Genomic DNA, 22,290 nt, shown 5'->3' with positions numbered 1-22,290 from the left:
TAGTGGCAGCCGGTTTCCGCATCCAGACGAAGGTAACAGCATGCGATTCATGTTTCTTGCGGGCGGCCTGCTGCTGGCGCTGAGCAGCAACGTCATGGCCGCCCAGGTGTACAAGTGGGTGGATACCCAGGGGGTTACGCACTTCGGCGCGCAACCGCCACAGGGCCAGCAAGTGGAAACCGTCAACACGCCGAGCGCCCCGGCAAGGCCGGCAGCGGCGCCGCAAACCATCCCGCAGGGCGAGACCGGCGCCGAAGCGGACCAGCGCAGCATCGACCGCCAGGTCAAGCAGCAGGTGACCGAGCAGGAGGCCGAACGCAAGCGTTACTGCGAGACGCTGCGCACCAACCTGGCGCAACTGCAGAACAATCCGCGCGTGCGGGTCGAGGACAATGGCGAGGTCAGGCGCATCACCGAGGAAGAGCGCCAGGCCCGCATCACGGAAACCCAAGAGAAAATCACAGAAAACTGCAACTGATACGGGCGCGCCTGTGCGCCGCGATCGGGGCAACGGTCAGGGCGCAACGACCTCTGCGCCCCTCCCCTCAGTCAATGGTCAGGCGTTCACGATCAGCTCGTCGAAACGCCGCAACGCCGCCAGCAGGCCCGCCACCTGCCGCTCGCGATAAACCATTTCAGCCATCGCATGGATGCCGGAAATCGCCGGCAGCGGCAGGCCGCCCTCGATGATCGTCTTCATGCGCGGCAGGAAGATCCATTGCAGCCATTGCTCGAACTGCAGCGTATCGACACAGAACGGCTCGCTGCTGGCGAGCGCCTCCGGCGTTGGCGGTACCGGCGCCCACAACCCGAGCACACGCAATTCCCGTTCGATCAGCAACAACTGCTGCGCCACCGCCGGCAAGCGCGCCTCCATCACAGGCTGACCTTGGCCCGCTCGCGTGCCTGCGCGGCACCCGCCGCATCGCCCTGGCGCTCGCGCGACTGCGCAATCAGTTCCCAAAGACTCGCCTGTAGCGCCGGCCGTCCGCTGGCATAGCTCAACGCGCGACGGGACAACTGCTCGGCCTGCACTGCATCGCCCTGCGCCAGCCGCACCTGGGCCAGCCGATAGAGCACTTGAGGCTCGCGCGGGGCGATGCGCTGGGCGCGTTCCAGACTGGAAGCGGCGCCATTCAGATCGCCGCCGCCCTGCTGTTGCTGAGCGGTGGTCAGCAGCGCCAGCACCGGCCCGTCGAGCTGCTCGTCGGCGGCCAGACCGCTGCTGGAGGAAGGAATGCCGCTGGGCGCACTCGGCGCGGGCGCGCTGGCCGGTGCGGAGATCGACGGCGCAGGCTGCCAGGTCGGCTGCGCCGCACTGCCCGAATCGACCGAACCCGAAAACGCGGTATCCGGCGCGGCGAAGGTTTGCAGGGGGGCCGAATCACCCTGGGGCACCATCACCACGACACCTGAATCCTCCTGCTGCGCCGCCGCGGGTGCAGCCGGGGCACGATAGCCCTGGCGCGCCGCCACCTCTTCGGAGACCGGCGCACCCGCATCGACGACCGGGATCGCCCGGCGATCGACGGTGGCGCACCCCTGCATCAGGGCGGCGACCGCCAGAACGGACATCCATTGCTTGTTCACTATTCAGACCTCTTCACTAAACGGCCAGGATGTACCATAGGGCGGCCTATTGCAGCCAGCCGCGCACCCAGTCCATGACCGACTCCGCCGGAGCCTGGAGACCGCAGCCCGGCCCGGGAGCCGGTTCGCTGCCACGGATGTAGGGCATCTGCACCGCATCCGGGCAACGCTCGTCGGTCCCCAGGCCGCTTCGCGCGTCGACCCAGGCGTACGCCACATTGTCCGGCACCGGCGTCTGCAACGGCAGCGGGTCGGCACGACGCATGAAATCCGTCCACACCTGCAGCGCCCCCGTGGCGCCGGTCAGCGACGTCTTGCCGTTGTCATCGCGGCCGAGCCAGACCACTGCCAGCAGATCCTGGCTGAAGCCGGCGAACCAGCTGTCGCGCGAATCGTTGGTGGTCCCGGTCTTGCCGGCCAGGTTCAACGATTGCGGCAGGCGATTATAGGCCGAACGACCGGTGCCTTCGCGCATGGCGCGCTGTAGCGCGTACTGGGTCAGATAGATCGCGCCGGGATCGAAGCGCTGCTGGATCTGGAACGGATAACGCTTGAGCGGCTCGCCATCGGCGGTGAGCACGCTGCGAATGCCGCGCAACGGCGTATTGAAGCCACCGTTGGCCAGCGTCTGGTACATGTCGGCCACCTCGATCGGGCGCAGCCCGCCGGCCCCGAGCAGCATCGACGGATAGGCCGGCCACTTCGGCGAAGCGCCCAGACGCTCGAGCGTCCTGAGCACGTTCGGCACGCCCAGATCGAGCCCGAGCCGGGCGGTGGACAGGTTGTAGGAGTTGGCCAGCGCCTGATACAGATACACCGTGCCATGGGCCTGGCGGCCATAGTTCTGCGGTTTCCAGACTTGCCCGTCGGCGCCCTTGACCGAGAAGGGTTCGTCCTCCAGCAGGCTGGTCAGCGTGTATTGGCTGGGCTTTTCCAGCGCGGCCAGGTAGATGGCCGGCTTGATCAGCGAGCCGATCGGCCGCACCGCATCCAGCGCGCGGTTGAAGCCGGCGTAGCCGGGCTGGCGACTGCCGAGCATGGCCTGGATCTCGCCGGTTTCCGGATTGGTCACCATCATCGCGCCCTCGACGCCTTCGGTACTCTTGCCGAGGCGCTTGAGGGTCTCGCTCATGGCCTGCTCGGCCTTCAGCTGGAGGATCGGGTCGAAGCTGGTGAATACGCGCAGGCCTTCCTCGGTCAGGTCCTCGTCGCGATAGTCCTGGCGCAGCTGGCGCTTGACCAGGTCGAGAAACGCCGGATAGGAACTGTCCGCCAGGCTGCCGCGCTGGGTCACGCCCAGCGGCGCCTGCTTGGCCTTCGCCGCGTCCTCGACGCTGACCACCTGCTGTTCGGCCAGCAGGTCGAGCACCAGATTGCGCCGTTCCAGCGCCCGTTCCGGATTGCGCCGCGGATTGTAGTAGGTCGGGCCCTTGACCATGCCGACCAGCAGCGCCACCTGTGGCAGCTTCAGCTCGGCCAGCGGCTGGCCGAAGAAGTACTGGCTGGCCAGGCCGAAGCCGTGGATCGCCCGGCGGCCATCCTGACCGAGGAACACCTCGTTGAGGTAGGCCTCGAGAATCTCCTGCTTGTCGTAGTGCAGCTCCAGCAGCACCGCCATCATCGCCTCGGTGGCCTTGCGGCTGAGGCTGCGCTCGTTGGTCAGGTAGAAGTTCTTCACCAACTGCTGGGTCAGGGTACTGCCGCCCTGGCGCACCTGGCCGGCAGTCAGGTTGACCCAGACCGCGCGCGCGATCGACTTGGGCGAAACGCCGAAATGATTGAAGAACTCCCGGTCCTCGACGGCCACCAGCGTTTCCACCAGATACGGCGGCACCTGATCGAGCTTGATCAGAATCCGGTCCTCGTTGTGCGCCGGATACAGCCCGCCGATCAGCACCGGCTCCAGACGGGCGACCGGCATCTCGCCGCCGTTGGCGCGACTCAGCCCAGCGACGAAATCGCCGGAGAAGCGTACCCGCAGCCGCTGCGACGCTTCGCTGCCTTCGTAGAACTGGAAACCCCGGGTATGCAGTTCCACGTCGTTGCCGGCCACCGAGGCGCCGCCCGGACCGCTCACGGCCTTTTCGCGGCGATAACCCAGGGCATCGAGTTCGGCGAGAAAATCGTTCTTGTCCAGTTTCTGCCCGACGAACAATTCCAGCGGCCGCGCATAGACCTTGGCGGGAATGGTCCAGCGCTTGCCGGAGAATTTCTCCTGCACCACGGCATCCAGATAGATCGCGAAGCCGGCGAGGATCACCAGGCCGACGATGGAAAGCTTGATCGCCCAGCCCAGCCAGGGGCGAGCCCCACCAGAGCGGCGTTTCGAGCGTGTACGAGAAGAGCGGGGTTTAGTCATGGCGGCGCATTATACGCACTTTACAGCGGCGGACAGACGGCCTCTCGACGGTTTGCAGCGCAGCGCTCAGCGGCCATAATGCCGGCGACTTTCGACTGTGTGGACTGCTTCGCAGTGGACTCGCACGCCCCGTCAACAACTTCAACAAGGAATGACCGTGAGCCAGACACTGATCGCCGCCCTGCAGAACCCTGCCCTGTATCCACACCCCGTCGAGGGCTTCAGGGTCATCGAGACGCACATTTCCTGGGTCATCCTGACCGGTGCCTATGCCTACAAACTGAAGAAGCCGGTCGACTTCGGTTTCCTCGACTTCACCGACCTCGCGGCGCGCAAGCATTTCTGCGAGGAGGAGCTGCGGCTGAATCAGCGCATGGCGCCCGAGCTCTACCTGCAGGTCCTGCCGATCAGCGGCTCCCCGGAGGCGCCACGGATCGACGGCGTAGGCGAGCCCTTCGAATACGTGCTGAAGATGCGCGAATTCCCACAAACCCAGCTACTGGCCGAAGTGCAGGCGCGCGGCGAACTGACCGATGCGCATATCGACGCACTGGCCGAACAGATCGCCCGTTTCCACCTGAACACGCCCCACGTACCCGCCGACCATGCCTTGAACAGTGCCGAGGCGATCGTCGCTCCGATGCGGCAGAACTTCGAGCAGATCCGCCCGTTGCTCAGCGAAGCGGCCGACCTGCAGCAGCTCGACGCACTGGAAGACTGGACCGAAGCCAGCATCCAGCGCCTGCGCCCCCTGCTTGAGCAGCGTTGCCAACAAGGCTTCATTCGCGAATGCCACGGGGATCTGCACCTCGGCAACGCGACGCTGATCGACGGCAAGGTGGTGCTGTTCGACTGCATCGAGTTCAACGAGCCGTTCCGCCTGATCGACATCGCCTCGGATGCCGCGTTCCTGGCCATGGACCTCGAGGATCGAGGCCTGAAGTGCCAGGCCCGGCGCTTCATCAACGGCTGGCTCGAGCGCACCGGCGACTACGCCGCGCTGGAACTGCTCAATCTGTACAAGGCCTACCGCGCGCTGGTGCGCGCCAAGGTCAGCCTGTTCCGCCTGTACCAGGAGCAGGACGCCGTGCAGCGCAAGGTGATCCTGCGCCAGTACCGCAGCTACGCCAACCTGGCGGAAAGCTACAGCGCCATTCCCTCGCGCTTCCTGGCGATCACCCATGGCGTGTCCGCCGTCGGCAAGAGCCACGTCGCGCTACGCCTGGTCGAGGCCCTGGGCGCGGTGCGCCTGCGCTCGGACGTCGAGCGCAAGCGCCTGCACGGCGAACAGCCCGAGGCCCGGCAGGGCCAGCTCGATACCGGCATCTACAGCCAGCAGGCCAGCGAGGCAACTTACCAGCGCCTGCACCAGCTCGCCATGACGGCCTTGCAGGCCGGCTTCTCCGTGGTGATCGACGCGGCCTACCTGAAGCGCCAGCAGCGCCAGGCGGCCTGGCAGGCCGCCGAGTCCACCGGCGTACCCTTCCTGATCCTCGACTGCGAAGCGCCCGACGCGGTGATCGCGCAGTGGCTGGCGCAACGCCAGGCCGAAGGCATCGATCCGTCGGACGCCACCCTGGAAGTCGTGCAGACCCAGCGGGCCGGCCGCGAGCCACTGAGCGAAAGCGAACTGCTGCACAGCCGGCGGGTCGACACCCAGGACGCCGGCAGCCTCGACGACCTGGTCGCCAGCATCCGCCAGCGCCTGCCCGGGCTCTGAGAACCTGTCCAGGAGCGCCGCGCGTCGGCCCGGCTGCGTTAAAAGCAGCCGGGCTCTGGCTCGCGAGAGCGTCCGCAGGCCCTGACCGCCAAACGCCGCCGCGAGCAGAATGCGGTGGCGCTTCTATACTGCCGGTATCCAACCGCGGGAAGCCAACATGCCTGCCAGCGAAACCCGGGCATCACGCCTGGCCAGCGACAGCGTTCAGCTGTTCTCGGCCCGCTCCGACGATTACGCACGTTTTCGCCCCACCTACCCCGAGCCGCTGTTCGACTGGCTGGCCAGCCAGTGCGAGGCCACCGATCTGGCGCTGGACCTGGCCGCCGGCAACGGTCAGGCCAGCCTGCCGCTGACCCGGCACTTCCGCCAGGTGCTCGCCTGCGATGCAAGCCCGCAGCAGCTCTCTGCCGAGCGCTGCTGGCCTGGCGTGCAGCGCTTCGCCGCCGATGCCGAACGGCTGCCCCTGCAGCCTACGCAACTGGACCTGCTGGTGATCGCCCAGGCGCTGCACTGGTTCGCCACGCCGGCATTCTTCCAGCAGGCCCGCCTGGCGCTGAAGCCGGGCGGGCTGCTGTGCGCCTGGTGCTACAGCCTGCTGCAGGTCTCCCCCGCCCTGGACGTCGTGATTCAGCATCTGTACAGCGACATCCTCGGCGGCTACTGGCCGGACGGACGCGCCAGTGTCGACGCCGGCTACCGCGACATCCAGGCACCGTTCCCACGCATCGAGACGCCCGCCTTCGCCATCGAAGCGCAGTGGAACCTCGGCCAGCTCACTGGCTATCTGCGCACCTGGTCCGCCGTGAAGAAATGGCAGCAGGTCCATGGCCAGGATCCGCTGGCGCGCCTGGCGCCCCAGCTGTCGGCGGCCTGGGGCCCGCCGGAACGGCTGCGGCGGATCAGTTGGCCGCTACACTTGCTGACAGGCTACCCAAACCGCTGACACCGTAAGGATGCCGCCATGCACGATGAACTGCTCACCCTGCGAAATCTCGGCAAGACCTCGGCGCAATGGCTGCACGCATCGGGCATTCACACGGCGGAAGATCTGCGGCGGCTGGGCTCGGTCAGCTCCTATCGGGCCGTCAAGGCGCGTGGCTTCGGCGCATCGCGAGTACTGTTGTATGCAATCGAGGGTGCGTTGCGTGACATGCCCTGGCAGGCATTGCCCACGCCGCTCAAGGAAGAGCTGAACCGGCATCTGGACGGCGAACACGACAACAAGAGCTAGCTCACAACCTCCACTGCGCAGGATTTACTCGGCCCGGCGGCCAAGCCTATTGTTCGCCAAAGAGTCTCTGCCAACCGCCTGCCCGTTCGTTCAAGGATCGCCGACATGTATTTACTCGGGGAGCAACCGGCCTACGCCGATCGCCTGATCAACCGCCTGCAAGGAATCCCCGCTCAACTACTGGAAGGGCTGCCGCCGTCCGGCCCGCGCATCGAACTGAAGCCCAGCGACGACCTGTGTGCCGCGCTTGCGCAACAGCAGTTGCTCATCATCGAAACCGGCCTGCTGCACGCCCTGATCGACGACAAGCCACTGTTCTATCTCCAGGAAGGCGACCTGCTCGGCCTGCGCCAGGGCAGTGAGCTGCCGCAATGGCGCTACTGCAGCGACGAGCCGCTCAACCTGGTGCCTTATTCGCGCAGCGCCGTGTTCCAGCACATTCATGCCGACGAACACCGCCAGGAGTTGTTCCTTCAGTACCTGATCGGCCATACCGCGCTACTCTGCGATGCCCTTGCCCGCCTCAAGCAGCCGGAAATCCGCCCGGCCACCGGCTTCAAGCACTTCGCCACCGGCGAGGAGCTGATCCGCCAGGGCGACGAGGCGGACAACGTCTTCATCATCATCGACGGCCACGCCGATGCCGTGGTCGACGGGCAGAAGGTCGGCGACGTGCAGAAGGACGAGATCTTCGGCGCCATGGCGGTTTTCACCCGCGAACGCCGCAGCGCCACGGTGATCGCCAGCGAGCCCTGCACGGTGATGGTCATTCCCAAGGAGCAGTTCCTCGGCCTGACGCAGAGCAACCCGCGCATCGCCCACAGCCTCATCGAAAGCATGGCCCGCCGCATCGACCTGCTGAACAAGGAGGTCACGCAGTTACGCGTCAGCATCGCGGTATAGGGTCGCCGCAGGGGCCAGCGAAGACAGAAAATTATTTTTACGAAAGGCGGTTGACTTCGAAATGAGAATTGTTATTATTATCACAACTGATCGCAAGGTCAGTCGATAGCAGAAGGCTCAGGCAGTCGAGCCTTCGGGTTATCTCCTCATCAGGCTAATCACGGTTTTGACCCGGCTCTGCCGGGTCTTTTTTTGCCTGCAGAAAAGCCGTCGCCATCGAAGCCCACATCATGGCCTGCGCGTGCGCAGCTGCTCGCAATGGTCCTGCGCTTGCTGGGCCGGCGTATACCAGACGAAATCGGCCTGCTCCGCCGACACTCGCTCGCCCACCTCGGCGAGCATCAATACCTGCGCAGCGCCGGCGGACAAATCCTCGAGATGCAGCGGCACGCCCAGATCGCGCCGCACATGGAAAGCCCCGGCCAGCAACATGGCCGGCTTCGGCGCAGCCTGCACGCGCTCGGCCATGCGCCGATCGCGTTGCTGCTGCACGGCGAGCATGGCCGGCAGTTGCGACGCGGGCAGCATGCCGCAATGCGACACCTCGATCTGCGCCAGCAAGGCATCGCGCACCGCGGCCGCGCCGCTGGCGCGGCCCTGCAGCTGCGGCGCGGCGCGATAGATGGCGGCGATCTCCTCACGCCCCAGATTGGCATGCAGCAATGGATAGGGCTGCGCCAGCGCATGGCGCACGAGCGGGCCGTACAGCTGCCAGTCCCAACCGTCCTGCCATGCCAGTGCGGCGGGCAGATCGTCCGGCGCTCGCCCCTCGCGCATGTCGGTCCTGGCCGCATCCACCCGCACCTGCTGCTCCGGCGTGAGCATTTCCAGCAACAGGCTGCCTGACGCTCGTCGCTCGGCCAGGGCCTGCAACAGCCACAGCTGCAAGGCATGATGATCCGGGTTGTCGTGACGCTCGCCGATCAGCAACCGGTCAGCCTCCGCCAGGCGTGCCACCAGTTGCCCTGGCGTCAGCGTTTCGCCGCTGCGCAGATCGGCGATCGAGCCGAGGTCGGCATGCTCGCGCCCTTCCGGACTCTGCCAGTCGGGCAAGGGCGGCAGCGAATGGCAGGCGGTCAGCATGCTCAAGGCAAGCAGTAGCAGAAGGCGCACGGCGAACTCCTCAGGATCGATGAACGATGGGTGGCCGCGTTCCGCAGACGCGGCAGCAGACCGCATTGCGCGAGCCGAGGGGCGACCACGACGCCGGCGCGCGACGACAGGCTGCCACGATAACCTGCGACTATCTTGCCGTCATGCTGGATCGCCTGCGGGAAAACCCTGCCGCGGCGCCGGTTCGGGCAGCGGGCCAGCGCCGCGCACAGCTCGGCTGCGCATTGCCTCGCGCTGCGGGATAATCACCGCTCATACCGGAGAACCCGATGATCAGATTGTGCGCAACGTCCGAGCTTGGCGAAGGCCAGAGTCGCGGCTTTACCATCGACGCCCGCAAGGTGATCGCGATCCGCCGAGACGGACGCCTCTACCTTTACGAGAACCGCTGCCCGCACCGCGGCGTGCCCCTGGAATGGCTGCCCGACCGTTTTCTCGACGCGAGCGGCAGCCTGCTGCAATGCGCGACCCACGGTGCACTGTTTCTCATCGAATCAGGTGAATGCGTTGCCGGGCCATGTGCCGGCCAGGCCCTGCGGCCCCTGCCGGGCATAGAGCAGGACGACAGCATCTGGTTGCAAACTGATCGGCAGAGCGACAGTTGAACACGGGCGTCGAGCGCCCGGCTTGGTTATCATGCCGCCACTGCTTTTCCGTGAGATCGTCATGCGTCGCCTGCTGAGTCTGCTTCTCCTGCTATTCGTGCTCCCTGCCAGCGCCGGCCTGTTCGACAACAAGCCCAGCGCCAGCTTCGGCGGCGCGCTGAACAACAGCGCGGACTTCCTGCCGGTGCGCGAGGCGTTCCGGCTGAGCCTGGTCGACGCGACGCCCGAACGCATCACGCTGCGTTTCGTCGCGGCCGAGGGCTACTACCTCTACCGCCACCGCTTCGCCTTCCAGACCACGGAACCGGGGGTCAGCCTCGGCGAAGCGCAGCTGCCGGCCGGCGTGCAGAAAGTCGACGACTATTTCGGCGAGATCGAAGCCTACTACGGCATCCTCGATATCGAGCTGCCGCTATCCAATCCCGACAACCGCCCCTTCAACCTGCAGGTGTCCTACCAGGGCTGCGCCGACAAGGGCCTGTGCTATCCGCCGGAAACCGAAACGCTCGCCATCGGCGATGGCGCCAGCCCGGCGGCTTCGCCCCCCGGCGCCCAGCCAGCCGAGGACAGTCGTCTGTCGTGGCGCGCCATCGCGCTGTTCTTCCTCGCCGGCCTGGGCCTGACGTTCACCCCCTGCGTGCTGCCGATGCTGCCGATCCTCTCCGGCGTGGTCCTGCGTGGCCAGACCGGCGGCCTGCGCAGCTTCCTGCTGTCGCTGGCCTATGTCCTGCCGATGGCCGGCGGCTTCGCCCTGCTCGGCGCGCTGATGGGCGTGTTCGGCGCGGAGCTGAATCTGCAGGCGCGCCTGCAGTCGCCGTGGGTCCTGGTGCCCTTCGCGCTGTTCTTCGTCGCCTTCGCGCTGGCCATGTTCGGCCTGTTCGAGCTGCGTCTGCCGCAGGCCATCAGCAACCGCCTTGATCGCATCGCCGGCAATGCCCGTGGCGGCTCGTTCATGGGCGCGGCGTTGCTCGGCGTGGTCTCCAGCCTGCTGGTCTCGCCTTGCGTTTCCGCACCGCTGGCCGGTGCGCTGCTCTACATCAGCGCCAGCGGCGACGCCCTGGGCGGCGGCCTGAAACTGTTCGCCCTGGGGCTGGGCATGGGCGCGCCGCTGGTGCTGTTCGCCACCGGCGGCGGCGCGCTGCTGCCCAAGGGCGGGCCCTGGATGATCGGCGTGCGCAACACTTTCGGCGTGCTGCTGCTGGCCGTCTCGGTGTGGATGCTCGAGCGCGTGCTGCCCGGCCCGCTGGCGCTGGCCTTGTGGGGCTTGCTCGCCGCTGGCAGCGCGCTGTTCCTCGGCACGCTGGAGTTCACCCGCAAGACGCCGCGGCAGAAGCTCGCCCAATTGCTGGGGCTGGCGTTGCTGGTGTATGCCCTGGCGGCCTGGGTCGGCGCCCTGCAGGGCGGCTCCGATCCGCTGCGGCCGCTGCCCAAGAACAGCGGCATGGCGCAGGGCAGCGCCGCCATCGAAGGCTGGCATACCATCTCGACGCCAGGCGAACTCGACACCCAGTTGGCCGCTGCCCGCGCAGCCGGCCAGCCCCTGTTGCTGGACTGGTATGCCGATTGGTGCATCAGTTGCAAGGTGATCGAACGCGAAGTCTTCGCCAACCCGCAAATCGCGCCGCGCCTGGCCGACTACCGGCTGATCCGCTTCGACATCACCGAAAGCAACGCCGCGCAGCGCAGCCTGCTGGACCGTTACAAGCTGTTCGGCCCGCCGGCGGTCCTCTTCTTCGACCGGGCCGGCAACGAACTGATGGACGTGCGCGTCGTCGGCGAAATCGATGCCGCCGGATTCGCCGAGCGTCTGGACCGCGCCGCAGCGTCTCTCTAGAGACTCCTCTTGCGGCAATCTCCAGCCATAATGCGGGCATTTAACGCGATCGCGCGACATGACTGGACAGTCAGCCCATGCTTCGGGCATAGTTTTTCACTTTCCGCGAGCCCGCCCATCCGCTGGCTCGGCGCACCTAGAAAAACAAGGAATAGGCATGGCCACGCTTCTGGTCCTTCACGGCCCGAACCTGAATCTGCTCGGCACCCGCGAGCCGGGCGTCTACGGCGCGGTGACGCTGGCACAGATCAACCAGGATCTGGAGCAGCGCGCCCGTGACGCCGGACACCACCTGCTGCACCTGCAATCCAACGCCGAATACGAATTGATCGAGCGCATTCACGCCGCTCGCAGCGAAGGCGTCGACTTCATCCTGATCAATCCCGCAGCCTTCACGCACACCAGCGTCGCGTTACGTGACGCATTGCTGGCCGTGAGCATCCCATTCATCGAAGTGCACCTGTCCAACGTGCACAAACGTGAACCTTTCCGCCATCACTCCTACTTCTCCGACGTAGCGGTAGGGGTGATCTGCGGCCTTGGCGCCAGCGGTTACCGGCTGGCCTTGGAGGCCGCCCTGGAACAACTCGCTGCTTCCTGAGGACTCGCCTGCCGAGCCCTGAACACGCGAGCAGCAATGCCCTTTGAACTTACCTGGGAGTCAATGCTTCATGGATATTCGCAAAGTCAAGAAACTGATCGAACTGCTGGAAGAGTCCGGTATCGACGAATTGGAAATCCACGAGGGTGAAGAGTCGGTACGCATCAGCCGCCACAGCAAGCAGGTCGCGATGCAGCAGCCGATCTACGCCCAGGCTCCGGCCGCGCCTGCTCCGGCGCCAGCCGCAGCGGCCGCACCGGCTGCCGATGCCGCCCCGGCCGCACCCAAGCTGAACGGCACCGTGGTTCGCTCGCCGATGGTCGGCACCTTCTACCGCGCCTCCTCGCCGGAAGCCAAGGCCTTCGTCGACGTCGGCCAGAGCGTGAAGAAGGGCGACATCCTGTGCATCGTCGAAGCCATGAAGATGATGAACCACATCGAGGCCGAAACCAGCGGCACCATCGAATCCATCCTGGTGGAGAATGGTCAGCCGGTCGAATTCGACCAGCCGCTGTTCACCATCGTTTGAACCGCGGAGAGCCAGCGATGTTGGAAAAAGTACTGATCGCCAACCGCGGTGAGATCGCCCTACGGGTTCTGCGCGCTTGCAAGGAACTGGGCATCAAGACCGTGGCTGTGCACTCCACTGCCGACCGTGACCTGATGCACGTGTCGCTGGCCGACGAGTCCGTGTGCATCGGCCCGGCCTCCTCCGCCCAGTCCTACCTGAGCATCCCGGCCATCATCGCCGCCGCCGAAGTGACCGGCGCCGACGGCATCCACCCCGGCTACGGCTTTCTCGCCGAGAACGCCGACTTCGCCGAACAGGTGGAGAAGTCCGGCTTCACCTTCATCGGCCCGACCGCCGACGTGATCCGCCTGATGGGCGACAAGGTCTCGGCCAAGGATGCGATGAAGCAGGCCGGCGTACCGACCGTACCGGGGTCCGACGGCCCGCTGCCGGAAGACGAACACAAAGCGCTGCAGATCGCCCGCGAAGTGGGTTATCCGGTGATCATCAAGGCCGCCGGTGGCGGTGGTGGTCGCGGCATGCGCGTGGTGCACAAGGAAGAGGACCTGATCGCCTCGGCCAAGCTGACCCGCAACGAAGCCGGCGCGGCGTTCGGCAACCCGATGGTTTACCTTGAGAAGTTCCTGACCAACCCGCGCCACGTGGAAATCCAGGTGCTGGCCGACGGCCAGGGTAACGCCATCCACCTGGGCGATCGCGACTGCTCGCTGCAGCGCCGTCACCAGAAGGTGATCGAAGAAGCCCCTGCCCCGCTGATCGACGAAGAAGCCCGCCGCAAGGTCCAGGCCCGCTGCGTTCAGGCCTGTATCGATATCGGCTACCGCGGCGCCGGGACGTTCGAGTTCCTCTATGAAGACGGCAACTTCTACTTCATCGAGATGAACACCCGCGTACAGGTCGAGCATCCCGTTACCGAGATGGTCACCGGCATCGACATCGTCAAGGAGATGCTGCTGATCGGCGGCGGCCAGAAGCTGTCGATCAAGCAGGAAGACGTCGTCATCCGCGGCCACGCCGTCGAATGCCGCATCAACGCCGAAGACCCGCGCAACTTCATGCCCAGCCCGGGCAAGGTCAAGCATTTCCATGCCCCGGGCGGCAACGGCGTGCGCGTCGATTCGCACCTGTACGATGGCTACACGGTACCGCCGCACTACGACTCGCTGATCGGCAAGCTGATCACCTTCGGCGCCAACCGCGACGAAGCCATGGGCCGTATGCGCAACGCCCTGGACGAACTGATCGTCGACGGCATCAAGACCAACGCCCCACTGCACCGCGACCTGGTACGCGACCCAGGCTTCTGCAAGGGCGGCGTCAACATCCATTACCTGGAAAAGAAACTGGGTATGGACAAGCACTAAGCTGCAAGCTGCAAGCTGCAAGCTGCAAGCTGCAAGCATATGATGCAGACCTCTGGAGCGGCCTCGGCCGCTCCTTCTTTTTTATTCTTGCAGCTTGAGGCTTGAAGCTTGAAGCTGCTCCCGAAGGGAGCCTCCCATGTCCTGGCTGCAAATCCGCCTTGCCATCACCCCCGACCAGGCCGAAGCGCTGGAGGACCAGCTGCTGGAACTCGGCGCGGTCTCCGTGACCTTCATGGACGCCGAAGACCAGCCGATCTTCGAGCCGGACCTGGGCACCACCCCGCTGTGGTCGCACACCCACCTGCTGGCGCTGTTCGAAGCCGATACCGACGCCGACGCCCTGCTCGCCCACCTGCAGCTGCTGCGTGGCGGCGAGCTGCCGGAGCAGCAGGTCGAGCGGGTCGAGGACCAGGACTGGGAGCGCAGCTGGATGGACAACTTCCAGCCGATGCGCTTCGGCCGTCGCCTGTGGATCGTGCCCAGCTGGCATGCCGCCCCCGAACCCGACGCGGTCAACCTGCTGCTCGATCCGGGACTGGCCTTCGGCACCGGCACGCACCCGACCACCGCGCTCTGCCTCGAATGGCTGGATACCCAGCATCTGGAGGGTCAGTCCCTGCTGGACTTCGGTTGCGGCTCGGGGATTCTCGCCATCGCCGGCCTGCTGCTGGGCGCCGAGCGCGCCGTCGGCACCGACATCGACAACCAGGCACTGGAAGCCTCGCGTGACAATGCCGAGCGCAACGGCATCGCCGCCGAACGCTTCGTGCTCCACCTGCCCGAGCAGTTACCGCAGGAGCCCGCCGACGTGGTGGTGGCCAACATTCTCGCCGGTCCGCTGGTGGCCCTCGCGCCGCGCATCGGCGCACTGGTCAAGCCCGGCGGGCGGCTGGCGCTGTCCGGCATTCTCGCCGAGCAGGCCGAGGAGGTCCGCGCCGCCTACGACGAGGCCTTCGAACTCGACCCGACCGCCGACAAGGAAGGCTGGGTGCGCATCAGCGGCAGACGCCGACGCTGAGAGCCCGTTTACGATCTGCTGCGCGTCGGCCCTGCTGCGTTCGAAACAGGTCGGCGCACCAGCCCGGTCGGAAAGCCGCTTGCGGCCAACGGACTTCAGTACGCCCCCGAAGGGGCGAGCGAAGCGAGTCATGCTCACTGCAAGCAGGCTCCCAGACGCAATGCCTGCACGCCCGGCACGGCCTGCGGCCGTTACCAGCCACTGCCGCTGGGCGCCAGGCATGCGCTAGACTAGCCGGCACTTTCCCTGCGGACCCGCGCATGACCAGCTTCATCACCCAATGCCCCCACTGCAGCACCCGTTTTCGCGTCAGCCGCAGCCAGCTTCGCGCTGCGCATGGCACGGTGCGCTGTGGCGCCTGCATGGGGGTGTTCAATGCGGCCCGCCAGCTGCTGCGTGATGATCTCGACCCGCAGCAAGCGCTGAGCGACCCGCTCCCGCCCCGGACCGAGGAACGTCAGCCGGCGCCCGCCGCAGCCCAGGCTGAACCGGCGCAGCCGCCAGGCCAGCCTGACGAGACCCTGTGGATCCATGACGATCTGGATCTGGACAGCCTCGACCTCGACGAGGAACTGGCCAAGCTCGAGCGCCAGGAACTCGAGTTGTCACGTGATTTTCTCGAATTGCAGCATGCCTCCAGCCCGGCCTCGCGCATTCTCGACGCACGGCCGGAAGAGGAACGCATTCACGACGAAAGCTGGGCCGAGATCCTGCTGAACGCCGAAGCGGCGAGCACGGAAGAACCCGCCGCAAACGCAGGCACTGAGGGCGAGCCCGAACCTGTCAGCTTCACCCCGGTCACGGCAGAGGCGCCCCAGCCTCCCAGCCCGCTGGCGATGAGCGCCAGGCCACTGGCCGCGGCCAAGGCCCAGCACGCCCGCACCGAGCGAATCGAGCCGGACTTCGACCTGCCCGCGGCAACGGTCGCCGATACCGCCGACACCGGCGCGCCACGCCGCGAACCCGACCTGCGTGCCGAACCGCTGTTCGAGCTCGAAGACGAGCCGTTGCAACTGGACTGGCAACAACGCAAGAAGCCCTGGGGTCGCTGGTTCGGCTGGGGCACGCTGAACCTCCTGGCCCTGCTCGCGCTCGGCGCCCAGTACGTGACCTACAACTACGACGAACTGTCGCGCCAGGCGCAGTACCGCCCCTGGTTCGAACGGCTCTGCCCGACACTGGGCTGCGAGTTGCCAGCGCTGGTCGACATCAGCCAGATCCGCAGCAGCAACCTGGTGGTACGCAGCCATCCCGACTTCAGCGGGGCTCTGGTGGTCGATGCGATCCTCTACAACCGCGCGCCCTTCGCCCAGCCCTTCCCGTTGCTGGAAATCCGCTTCGCCGACCTCAATGGCAAGCTGCTGGCCAGCCGCAGCTTCAAGCCCAGCGAATACCTTTCCGGCGAGCTGGCAGGACAGGCCCAGATGCCGCCCCAGGTGCCTATCCACATCGCCCTGGACATCCTCGATCCGGGCGCGAAGGCGGTCAACTACAGCCTGAGCTTCCATTCGCCGGACTAGCGAAACGCCGCCTAGCAGAAACCTTGCCATCACGCACCGCATGTGGCGGTGCCCGGGCGCGATTTTCAAACTCCTGGCGATAAGCTGGGCACTGTTCAGAATTTGTTCAAAACAGCCTTTAACCCGTCATGCGGAGCGGGTATTATGCCCACCCTTTTTTGTAGTCCCGATCGACCTAAGAACCTGTTCAGGATCTGCTGCGCGTCGGCCCTGCTGCGTTAAAAACAGGCTCGGAATGCTCATTACATCAGTAAAGTCGCCCGCGACGCCGACCGTTCCTCGCCTGTTTGATTCGCTGTCGCTCACCCTTCGGGCCAGCCTTCGGCTGTTACTCCCGTTGGTCGTTGCGCCTTGCAGGACTCCAACTCGGCAGATCGTGAACAGGCTCTAACAAGCAGGCTCCAGGCAGGGAATCTTCATGTCAGCGGTACGCATCGGCCCTTACACCTTGACCAACCGGTTGATTCTCGCGCCCATGGCCGGCGTGACCGACCAGCCGTTCCGCCGGTTGTGCCGCCGTTTCGGGGCGGCCCTGGTGGTATCGGAAATGCTCACCAGCGATGTGCGCCTGTGGAGCAGCCGCAAGTCACGCCTGCGCCTGCAACATGCCGGCGAGCCGGAGCCACGCTCGGTGCAGATTGCCGGCGGCGATCCCGAGATGCTTGCCGAGGCGGCCCGGCGCAACGTGGAACTGGGCGCGCAGATCATCGATATCAACATGGGCTGCCCGGCGAAGAAGGTCTGCAACAAGGCCGCCGGCTCGGCGCTGATGCGCGACGAGCGCCTGGTCAGCGAAATCCTCGAGGCGGTGGTGGCCGCGGTGGACGTCCCGGTGACGCTGAAGATCCGTACCGGCTGGGATCGGCAGAACCGGAACGGCACCAGCATCGCCCGTATCGCCGAGCAGTCAGGCATCGCCGCCCTCGCCGTGCATGGGCGGACCCGCGCCGATCTCTACACCGGCGACGCCGAATACGACACCATCGCCGCGATCAAGCAGGCGGTGTCGATTCCGGTGTTCGCCAATGGCGACATCGACTCGCCGGAGAAGGCACGCAAGGTGCTGGAAGCCACCGGCGCCGACGCGCTGCTGATCGGTCGCGCGGCTCAGGGCCGACCCTGGATCTTTCGCGAGATCGAACACTACCTGCGTACCGGCGAGTTGATGCCGGTGCCGGCACTGGAAGAAGTCGAAAGCGTCCTGCTGGAGCATCTGCAGGCGCTGCACAGCTTCTATGGCGAAGTGATGGGCGTGCGCATCGCCCGCAAGCATGTGGGTTGGTATCTCGCAACACTGCCGGGCGCGAAGGATTTTCGCGCCCGTTTCAATCATCTGGAAGACAGGGATGCACAGGGCTTCAGCATTCGGCAGTTTTTCGCCGAACAACGCTCAGGACCCGGCTCGGTGGATGGAACAGAGGTGGCCGCATGACGCTGTTGAATGAAACATTGGTAAGTGGAACGACATCCGTGAGTGACAACGTGAATCTGAAGCAGCACCTGAATACGCCGAGCGAAGCAGGCCAGACGCTGCGCGGCAGCGTCGAAAAGGCGCTGCACAACTATTTCGCCCGTCTCGAAGGTGCCGACGTCACGGACGTTTACAACCTCGTACTCTCCGAAGTGGAAGCGCCGCTGCTGGAAACGGTGATGCACTACGTCAAGGGCAACCAGACCAAGGCCTCCGAACTGCTGGGCCTGAACCGCGGCACCCTGCGCAAGAAACTCAAGCAATACGACCTTCTCTAAGCCACGAGCCGCAAGCTTCGAGCCGCAAGCAGACGCGCGCTTTTCTTGTAGCTTGCAGCTTGCGGCTCACTCTGATGGAACCGTTATGACCGATCACTCCGTTCGCCTTCCCGTCCGCCGTGCGCTGATCAGCGTGTCCGACAAGACCGGCGTCGTTGACTTCGCCCGTGAACTCGCCGCCCTCGGCGTCGAGATCCTCTCCACCGGCGGCACCTTCAAGCTGCTCAGCGAGAACGGCATCGCCGCCGTGGAAGTCGCCGATTACACCGGCTTCCCGGAAATGATGGACGGCCGGGTGAAGACGCTGCATCCGAAGATCCACGGCGGCATCCTCGGCCGTCGCGACCTGGACGGCGCGGTGATGGAAGAACACGGCATCGCGCCGATCGATCTGGTCGCGGTCAACCTCTATCCGTTCGCCGCCACCGTGGCCAAGCCCGACTGCACTCTGCCGGATGCCATCGAGAACATCGACATCGGCGGCCCGACCATGGTTCGCAGCGCGGCGAAGAATCACAAGGACGTCGCCATCGTGGTCAATGCCGGGGACTACGCCGGTGTCGTCGAGAACCTGAAAAGCGGCGGCCTGACCTATGCCCAGCGTTTCGACCTGGCGCTCAAGGCCTTCGAGCACACTGCGGCCTACGACGGCATGATCGCCAACTACCTGGGCGGCATCGACCAGACCGCGCAGTCCCTCACCACCGAAGGGCGCAGCCTGTTCCCACGCACCTACAACATGCAGTTCATCAAGGCGCAGGACATGCGCTACGGCGAGAACCCGCACCAGCAGGCGGCCTTCTACGTCGAGAAGCCGGACGAGGCCTGCGTCGCCACTGCCAGGCAATTGCAGGGCAAGGAACTGTCGTTCAACAACGTCGCCGACACCGATGCCGCGCTGGAATGCGTGAAGAGCTTCGTCAAGCCGGCCTGCGTCATCGTCAAGCACGCCAACCCCTGCGGCGTCGCGGTGGTCCCGGAAGACGAAGGCGGCATCCGCAAGGCCTACGACCTGGCCTACGCCACCGACAGCGAGTCCGCCTTCGGCGGCATCATCGCCTTCAACCGCGAGCTGGACGGCGCAACCGCCCAGGCCATCGTCGAGCGCCAGTTCGTCGAGGTGATCATCGCGCCCAAGGTATCCCAGGCCGCGCGCGACGCCGTCGCCAGCAAGGCCAACGTGCGCCTGCTGGAATGCGGCGAGTGGCCAGCCGAGCGCAGCCCGGGCTGGGACTACAAACGCGTCAATGGCGGCCTGCTGATCCAGAGCCGCGACATCGGCATGATCACCGAGGCCGACCTGAAGATCGTCACCCGGCGCGCGCCGACCGAGCAGGAAATCCACGACCTGATCTTCGCCTGGAAAGTGGCCAAGTTCGTCAAGTCCAACGCCATCGTCTACGCCAAGAACCGGCAGACCGTCGGCGTCGGCGCCGGCCAGATGAGCCGTGTCAACTCCGCACGCATCGCCGCGATCAAGGCCGAGCACGCCGGCCTGCCGGTGCCCGGTGCGGTGATGGCCTCGGACGCTTTCTTCCCCTTCCGCGACGGCATCGACAACGCGGCCAAGGCCGGCATCACCGCAGTGATCCAGCCGGGCGGCTCGATGCGCGACGAGGAAGTCATCACCGCGGCCGACGAAGCCGACATCGCCATGGTGTTCACCGGCATGCGCCATTTCAGGCATTAACAGCGAGCTGCAAGCTGCAAGCTGCAAGCCGCAAGCAACAGCAGGCACGCGCCCGCTTCTGCTTGTAGCTTGAGGCTTGAGGCTTGCAGCTCTCTCCGAAGGAGAGTCTTTATGAACGTTTTGATCATCGGCAGCGGCGGCCGCGAGCACGCCCTGGCCTGGAAAGTGGCGCAGGATCCGCGCGTCGAGAAGGTCTTCATCGCCCCGGGCAACGCCGGTACCGCCAGCGAAGCCAAGTGCGAGAACGTCGCCATCGACGTGCTGGCCATCGAACGACTGGCCGATTTCGCCGAGAAGAACGTGCAACTGACCATCGTCGGCCCGGAAGCGCCGCTGGTCAAAGGCGTTGTCGACCTGTTCCGCAGCCGCAAACTGGATATCTTCGGCCCCACCGCCGCCGCCGCCCAGTTGGAAGGCTCCAAGGCCTTCACCAAGGATTTCCTGGCGCGTCACAAGATCCCGACTGCCGACTACCAGAACTTCACCGAGATCGAGCCAGCGCTGGCCTACCTGCGCGAGAAAGGCGCACCCATCGTCATCAAGGCCGACGGCCTGGCCGCTGGCAAGGGTGTGATCGTCGCCATGACTCTCGACGAAGCCGAGGACGCCGTGCGCGACATGCTGTCGGGCAATGCCTTCGGCGATGCCGGCGCGCGCGTAGTCATCGAACAATTCCTGGATGGCGAAGAGGCCAGCTTCATCGTCATGGTCGACGGCGAACACGTGCTGCCGATGGCCACCAGTCAGGACCACAAGCGCGTCGGCGACGGCGACAGCGGCCCGAATACCGGCGGCATGGGCGCCTACTCGCCGGCGCCGGTGGTCACCGCCGAAGTGCACCGGCGGGTGATGGACGAGGTGATCTACCCGACCGTGCGTGGCATGGCCGCCGAAGGCAACGTCTACACCGGCTTCCTCTATGCCGGCCTGATGATCGACAAGGCCGGCGCGCCCAAGGTCATCGAGTTCAACTGCCGCTTCGGCGACCCGGAAACCCAGCCGATCATGGTGCGCCTGGAAAGCTCGCTGGTGCTGCTGGTCGAGGCCGCGCTGGCCAGGGCGCTGGACAAGGTCGAGGCGACCTGGGACCCGCGCCCGAGCGTCGGCGTGGTGCTGGCCGCCGGTGGCTACCCGGGCGACTACACCAAGGGCGACGTAATCGAGGGCCTGGTTGAGGCCGCTCAGCTCGACGGCAAGGTCTTCCATGCCGGCACCGCGTTGAATGGCGAAGGCCAGGTGATAACCGCCGGCGGCCGCGTGCTCTGCGCCACGGCCATCGGCGCCAGCGTCTCCGACGCCCAGCAGCAGGCCTACCGTCTGGCGGAAAAAATCCGCTGGAACGGCTGTTTCTACCGCAAGGACATCGGCTACCGCGCCATCGCCCGCGAACGTGGCGAAGGCTGAAGCCTGGATTCGATGCGCTCCGCTGAGCGCGTCAGCATGAAACTCCGTTACGTGTTGCAGGGTCTTGCTGGTAGTGTCTGGCTCGGATTGCTTGCAACAGCCGACATTAGCGATCGGGCGCTCGCGGGCAGGTTGGCGCTGAGCGCAGCGAAGCCCAACTGAGACCGGCACGAGCGTGTTGGGCTTCGCTGCTTCGCTCCTCAGGCTGCGCGCCCCGCCCCAACGGCGTGCGGCGCCCATGCAACACGCAACAGGGACATAGCATCGAGTAGGAGGCGGCCTCGCGGCCGCCGTCCTCTCACACCACCGTACATACGGTTCCGTATACGGCGGTTCAGGCCATGCGATTAAGCCGGTTGATCGTATCCAGTATCGAGACCAGTCCGAGTCGATCCCAGAGCTTCTTCGGCAACGCCTGATTCATATGCGGCGCACCCGAGTTCCACCACGGGCCTCGGCCATTGAAGGCTGATTTGCAGGCGCGTTCCTCGCTTAACCCCAGACGCATCAGGTTACGCGCCCTCGTAGAGGGCTGCCTCCATTGGCGCCAGATGACACAGCGAAGCTTGTGCCTGACCCAACCATCCAGCTCTTCAAGTGGACGCTTGCTCTGGCTGAGCCTGAAGTAACCTGCCCAGCCACGCAGCACCGGGTTGAGCCGCTCGATGACGCTCGCCATCTTGTGGCCCCGTGCTGCACGCAGTAAGTCTCTGAGTCGGTCGCGCAAGCGCTTCAGGCTCATCGTTGCTATCCGCAGCCTTGGCTGCGGGTGCCAGCTCATCCCATATCCCAGGTAGTCGCACTTCCAGGCTCCTGCCACGCGACTCTTGTCCCGGTTCACCGTCAGTTTCAGACGTTGATCCAAGAAGCGCTCAACACTCGCCAGTACTCGCTCGCCAGCCCGTAGACTGCGTACATAAATGTTCGCGTCATCGGCATAACGCACGAAGCGATGACCCCGCCGTTCCAGTTCGCGGTCGAGTTCATCGAGCAGGATATTCGACAGCAACGGCGAGAGCGGGCCGCCTTGCGGCGTCCCCTCCTGCCGTTGGCTGAC

The 22,290-nt window shown here is 65.6% G+C and carries 21 protein-coding genes; 16 read left to right on the top strand and 5 right to left on the bottom strand.

The genetic code is table 11. The annotated features are described in order from the left end of the window. Positions 1-40: 40 nt before the first annotated feature. Positions 41-478 carry a DUF4124 domain-containing protein gene (locus IN820_RS04360; RefSeq protein WP_193679805.1) on the top strand — a complete coding sequence of 146 codons (438 nt, stop codon included), beginning with the start codon at positions 41-43 and terminating at the stop codon, positions 476-478. Between the two features lie 78 nt (positions 479-556). Here IN820_RS04360 and IN820_RS04355 read toward each other — a convergent pair whose 3' ends face one another. From IN820_RS04355 to mrcB, 3 genes are all read right to left on the bottom strand, one after another. Continuing rightward, positions 557-877 carry a YqcC family protein gene (locus tag IN820_RS04355; RefSeq protein ID WP_193679804.1) on the bottom strand — a complete coding sequence of 107 codons (321 nt, stop codon included), beginning with the start codon at positions 875-877 and terminating at the stop codon, positions 557-559. Continuing rightward, on the bottom strand, positions 877-1,575 hold the full coding sequence (locus tag IN820_RS04350; protein ID WP_193679811.1) for a tetratricopeptide repeat protein: 699 nt from the start codon (positions 1,573-1,575) through the stop codon (positions 877-879). The genes IN820_RS04355 and IN820_RS04350 overlap by 1 nt, the downstream gene beginning before the upstream one ends. A 61-nt stretch (positions 1,576-1,636) precedes the next feature. After that, positions 1,637-3,949, bottom strand: a complete 2,313-nt coding sequence (gene mrcB, locus IN820_RS04345; RefSeq protein WP_193679803.1) for a penicillin-binding protein 1B — start codon at positions 3,947-3,949, stop codon at positions 1,637-1,639. 157 nt (positions 3,950-4,106) lie between these two features. Here mrcB and IN820_RS04340 point away from each other — a divergent pair, with 157 nt between their 5' ends. From IN820_RS04340 to IN820_RS04325, 4 genes are all read left to right on the top strand, one after another. Next, on the top strand, positions 4,107-5,669 hold the full coding sequence (locus tag IN820_RS04340; protein ID WP_193679802.1) for a bifunctional aminoglycoside phosphotransferase/ATP-binding protein: 1,563 nt from the start codon (positions 4,107-4,109) through the stop codon (positions 5,667-5,669). A gap of 157 nt (positions 5,670-5,826) precedes the next feature. Next, positions 5,827-6,612 carry a class I SAM-dependent methyltransferase gene (locus IN820_RS04335; protein WP_193679801.1) on the top strand — a complete coding sequence of 262 codons (786 nt, stop codon included), beginning with the start codon at positions 5,827-5,829 and terminating at the stop codon, positions 6,610-6,612. 18 nt (positions 6,613-6,630) lie between these two features. Next, positions 6,631-6,900 (top strand): TfoX/Sxy family protein, encoded by a 270-nt coding sequence (locus IN820_RS04330; protein WP_193679800.1) that lies wholly within the window; start codon positions 6,631-6,633, stop codon positions 6,898-6,900. Between the two features lie 105 nt (positions 6,901-7,005). Continuing rightward, on the top strand, positions 7,006-7,803 hold the full coding sequence (locus tag IN820_RS04325) for a cyclic nucleotide-binding domain-containing protein (protein ID WP_193679799.1): 798 nt from the start codon (positions 7,006-7,008) through the stop codon (positions 7,801-7,803). Positions 7,804-8,031: 228 nt separating this feature from the next. Here the strand turns inward: IN820_RS04325 and IN820_RS04320 are convergent, their stop codons facing one another. Then, positions 8,032-8,916 carry a ChaN family lipoprotein gene (locus IN820_RS04320; protein WP_193679798.1) on the bottom strand — a complete coding sequence of 295 codons (885 nt, stop codon included), beginning with the start codon at positions 8,914-8,916 and terminating at the stop codon, positions 8,032-8,034. A 269-nt stretch (positions 8,917-9,185) separates the two neighbouring features. Between IN820_RS04320 and IN820_RS04315 the strand changes: the two genes are divergently transcribed. From IN820_RS04315 to purD, 11 genes are all read left to right on the top strand, one after another. Continuing rightward, positions 9,186-9,521 carry a Rieske (2Fe-2S) protein gene (locus IN820_RS04315; RefSeq protein WP_193679797.1) on the top strand — a complete coding sequence of 112 codons (336 nt, stop codon included), beginning with the start codon at positions 9,186-9,188 and terminating at the stop codon, positions 9,519-9,521. 31 nt (positions 9,522-9,552) lie between these two features. Then, positions 9,553-11,355, top strand: coding sequence for a protein-disulfide reductase DsbD (locus tag IN820_RS04310; protein WP_193679796.1), 1,803 nt, complete (start codon positions 9,553-9,555; stop codon positions 11,353-11,355). Positions 11,356-11,512: 157 nt separating this feature from the next. Next, complete coding sequence (aroQ, locus tag IN820_RS04305; protein ID WP_125840131.1) at positions 11,513-11,956, top strand: type II 3-dehydroquinate dehydratase; 444 nt, start codon at positions 11,513-11,515, stop codon at positions 11,954-11,956. Positions 11,957-12,026: 70 nt separating this feature from the next. After that, positions 12,027-12,485, top strand: coding sequence for an acetyl-CoA carboxylase biotin carboxyl carrier protein (accB, locus tag IN820_RS04300; protein ID WP_193679795.1), 459 nt, complete (start codon positions 12,027-12,029; stop codon positions 12,483-12,485). A gap of 17 nt (positions 12,486-12,502) precedes the next feature. Beyond that, a complete protein-coding gene (gene accC, locus IN820_RS04295) occupies positions 12,503-13,852 on the top strand; it encodes an acetyl-CoA carboxylase biotin carboxylase subunit (RefSeq protein WP_193679794.1) in 1,350 nt (449 codons plus the stop codon). Between the two features lie 136 nt (positions 13,853-13,988). After that, positions 13,989-14,870, top strand: coding sequence for a 50S ribosomal protein L11 methyltransferase (gene prmA, locus IN820_RS04290; protein WP_193679793.1), 882 nt, complete (start codon positions 13,989-13,991; stop codon positions 14,868-14,870). 260 nt (positions 14,871-15,130) lie between these two features. Continuing rightward, a complete protein-coding gene (locus IN820_RS04285) occupies positions 15,131-16,390 on the top strand; it encodes a DUF3426 domain-containing protein (RefSeq protein WP_193679792.1) in 1,260 nt (419 codons plus the stop codon). 418 nt (positions 16,391-16,808) lie between these two features. Further along, on the top strand, positions 16,809-17,822 hold the full coding sequence (gene dusB / locus IN820_RS04280; protein WP_193679791.1) for a tRNA dihydrouridine synthase DusB: 1,014 nt from the start codon (positions 16,809-16,811) through the stop codon (positions 17,820-17,822). Further along, the gene (fis, locus tag IN820_RS04275; protein ID WP_003279911.1) at positions 17,819-18,139 is read left to right on the top strand and encodes a DNA-binding transcriptional regulator Fis; all 321 of its coding nucleotides are present in this window, start codon (positions 17,819-17,821) and stop codon (positions 18,137-18,139) included. Before dusB ends, fis begins: the two co-directional genes overlap by 4 nt. Positions 18,140-18,224: 85 nt before the next feature. Continuing rightward, positions 18,225-19,829: a bifunctional phosphoribosylaminoimidazolecarboxamide formyltransferase/IMP cyclohydrolase gene (gene purH / locus IN820_RS04270; RefSeq protein WP_193679790.1), complete on the top strand. Its 1,605-nt coding sequence runs from the start codon at positions 18,225-18,227 to the stop codon at positions 19,827-19,829. A gap of 111 nt (positions 19,830-19,940) precedes the next feature. Next, positions 19,941-21,233: a phosphoribosylamine--glycine ligase gene (gene purD / locus IN820_RS04265; protein WP_193679789.1), complete on the top strand. Its 1,293-nt coding sequence runs from the start codon at positions 19,941-19,943 to the stop codon at positions 21,231-21,233. A 334-nt stretch (positions 21,234-21,567) separates the two neighbouring features. Here purD and IN820_RS04260 read toward each other — a convergent pair. Then, on the bottom strand, positions 21,568-22,290 hold a 723-nt coding region (locus IN820_RS04260; RefSeq protein WP_268939427.1), incomplete at its 5' end, for a group II intron maturase-specific domain-containing protein.

Origin of the sequence: Pseudomonas lopnurensis (assembly GCF_015070855.1) — a bacterium.
GTDB lineage: Bacteria > Pseudomonadota > Gammaproteobacteria > Pseudomonadales > Pseudomonadaceae > Stutzerimonas > Stutzerimonas lopnurensis.
This window is presented reverse-complemented; position numbering and strand designations above follow the sequence as displayed.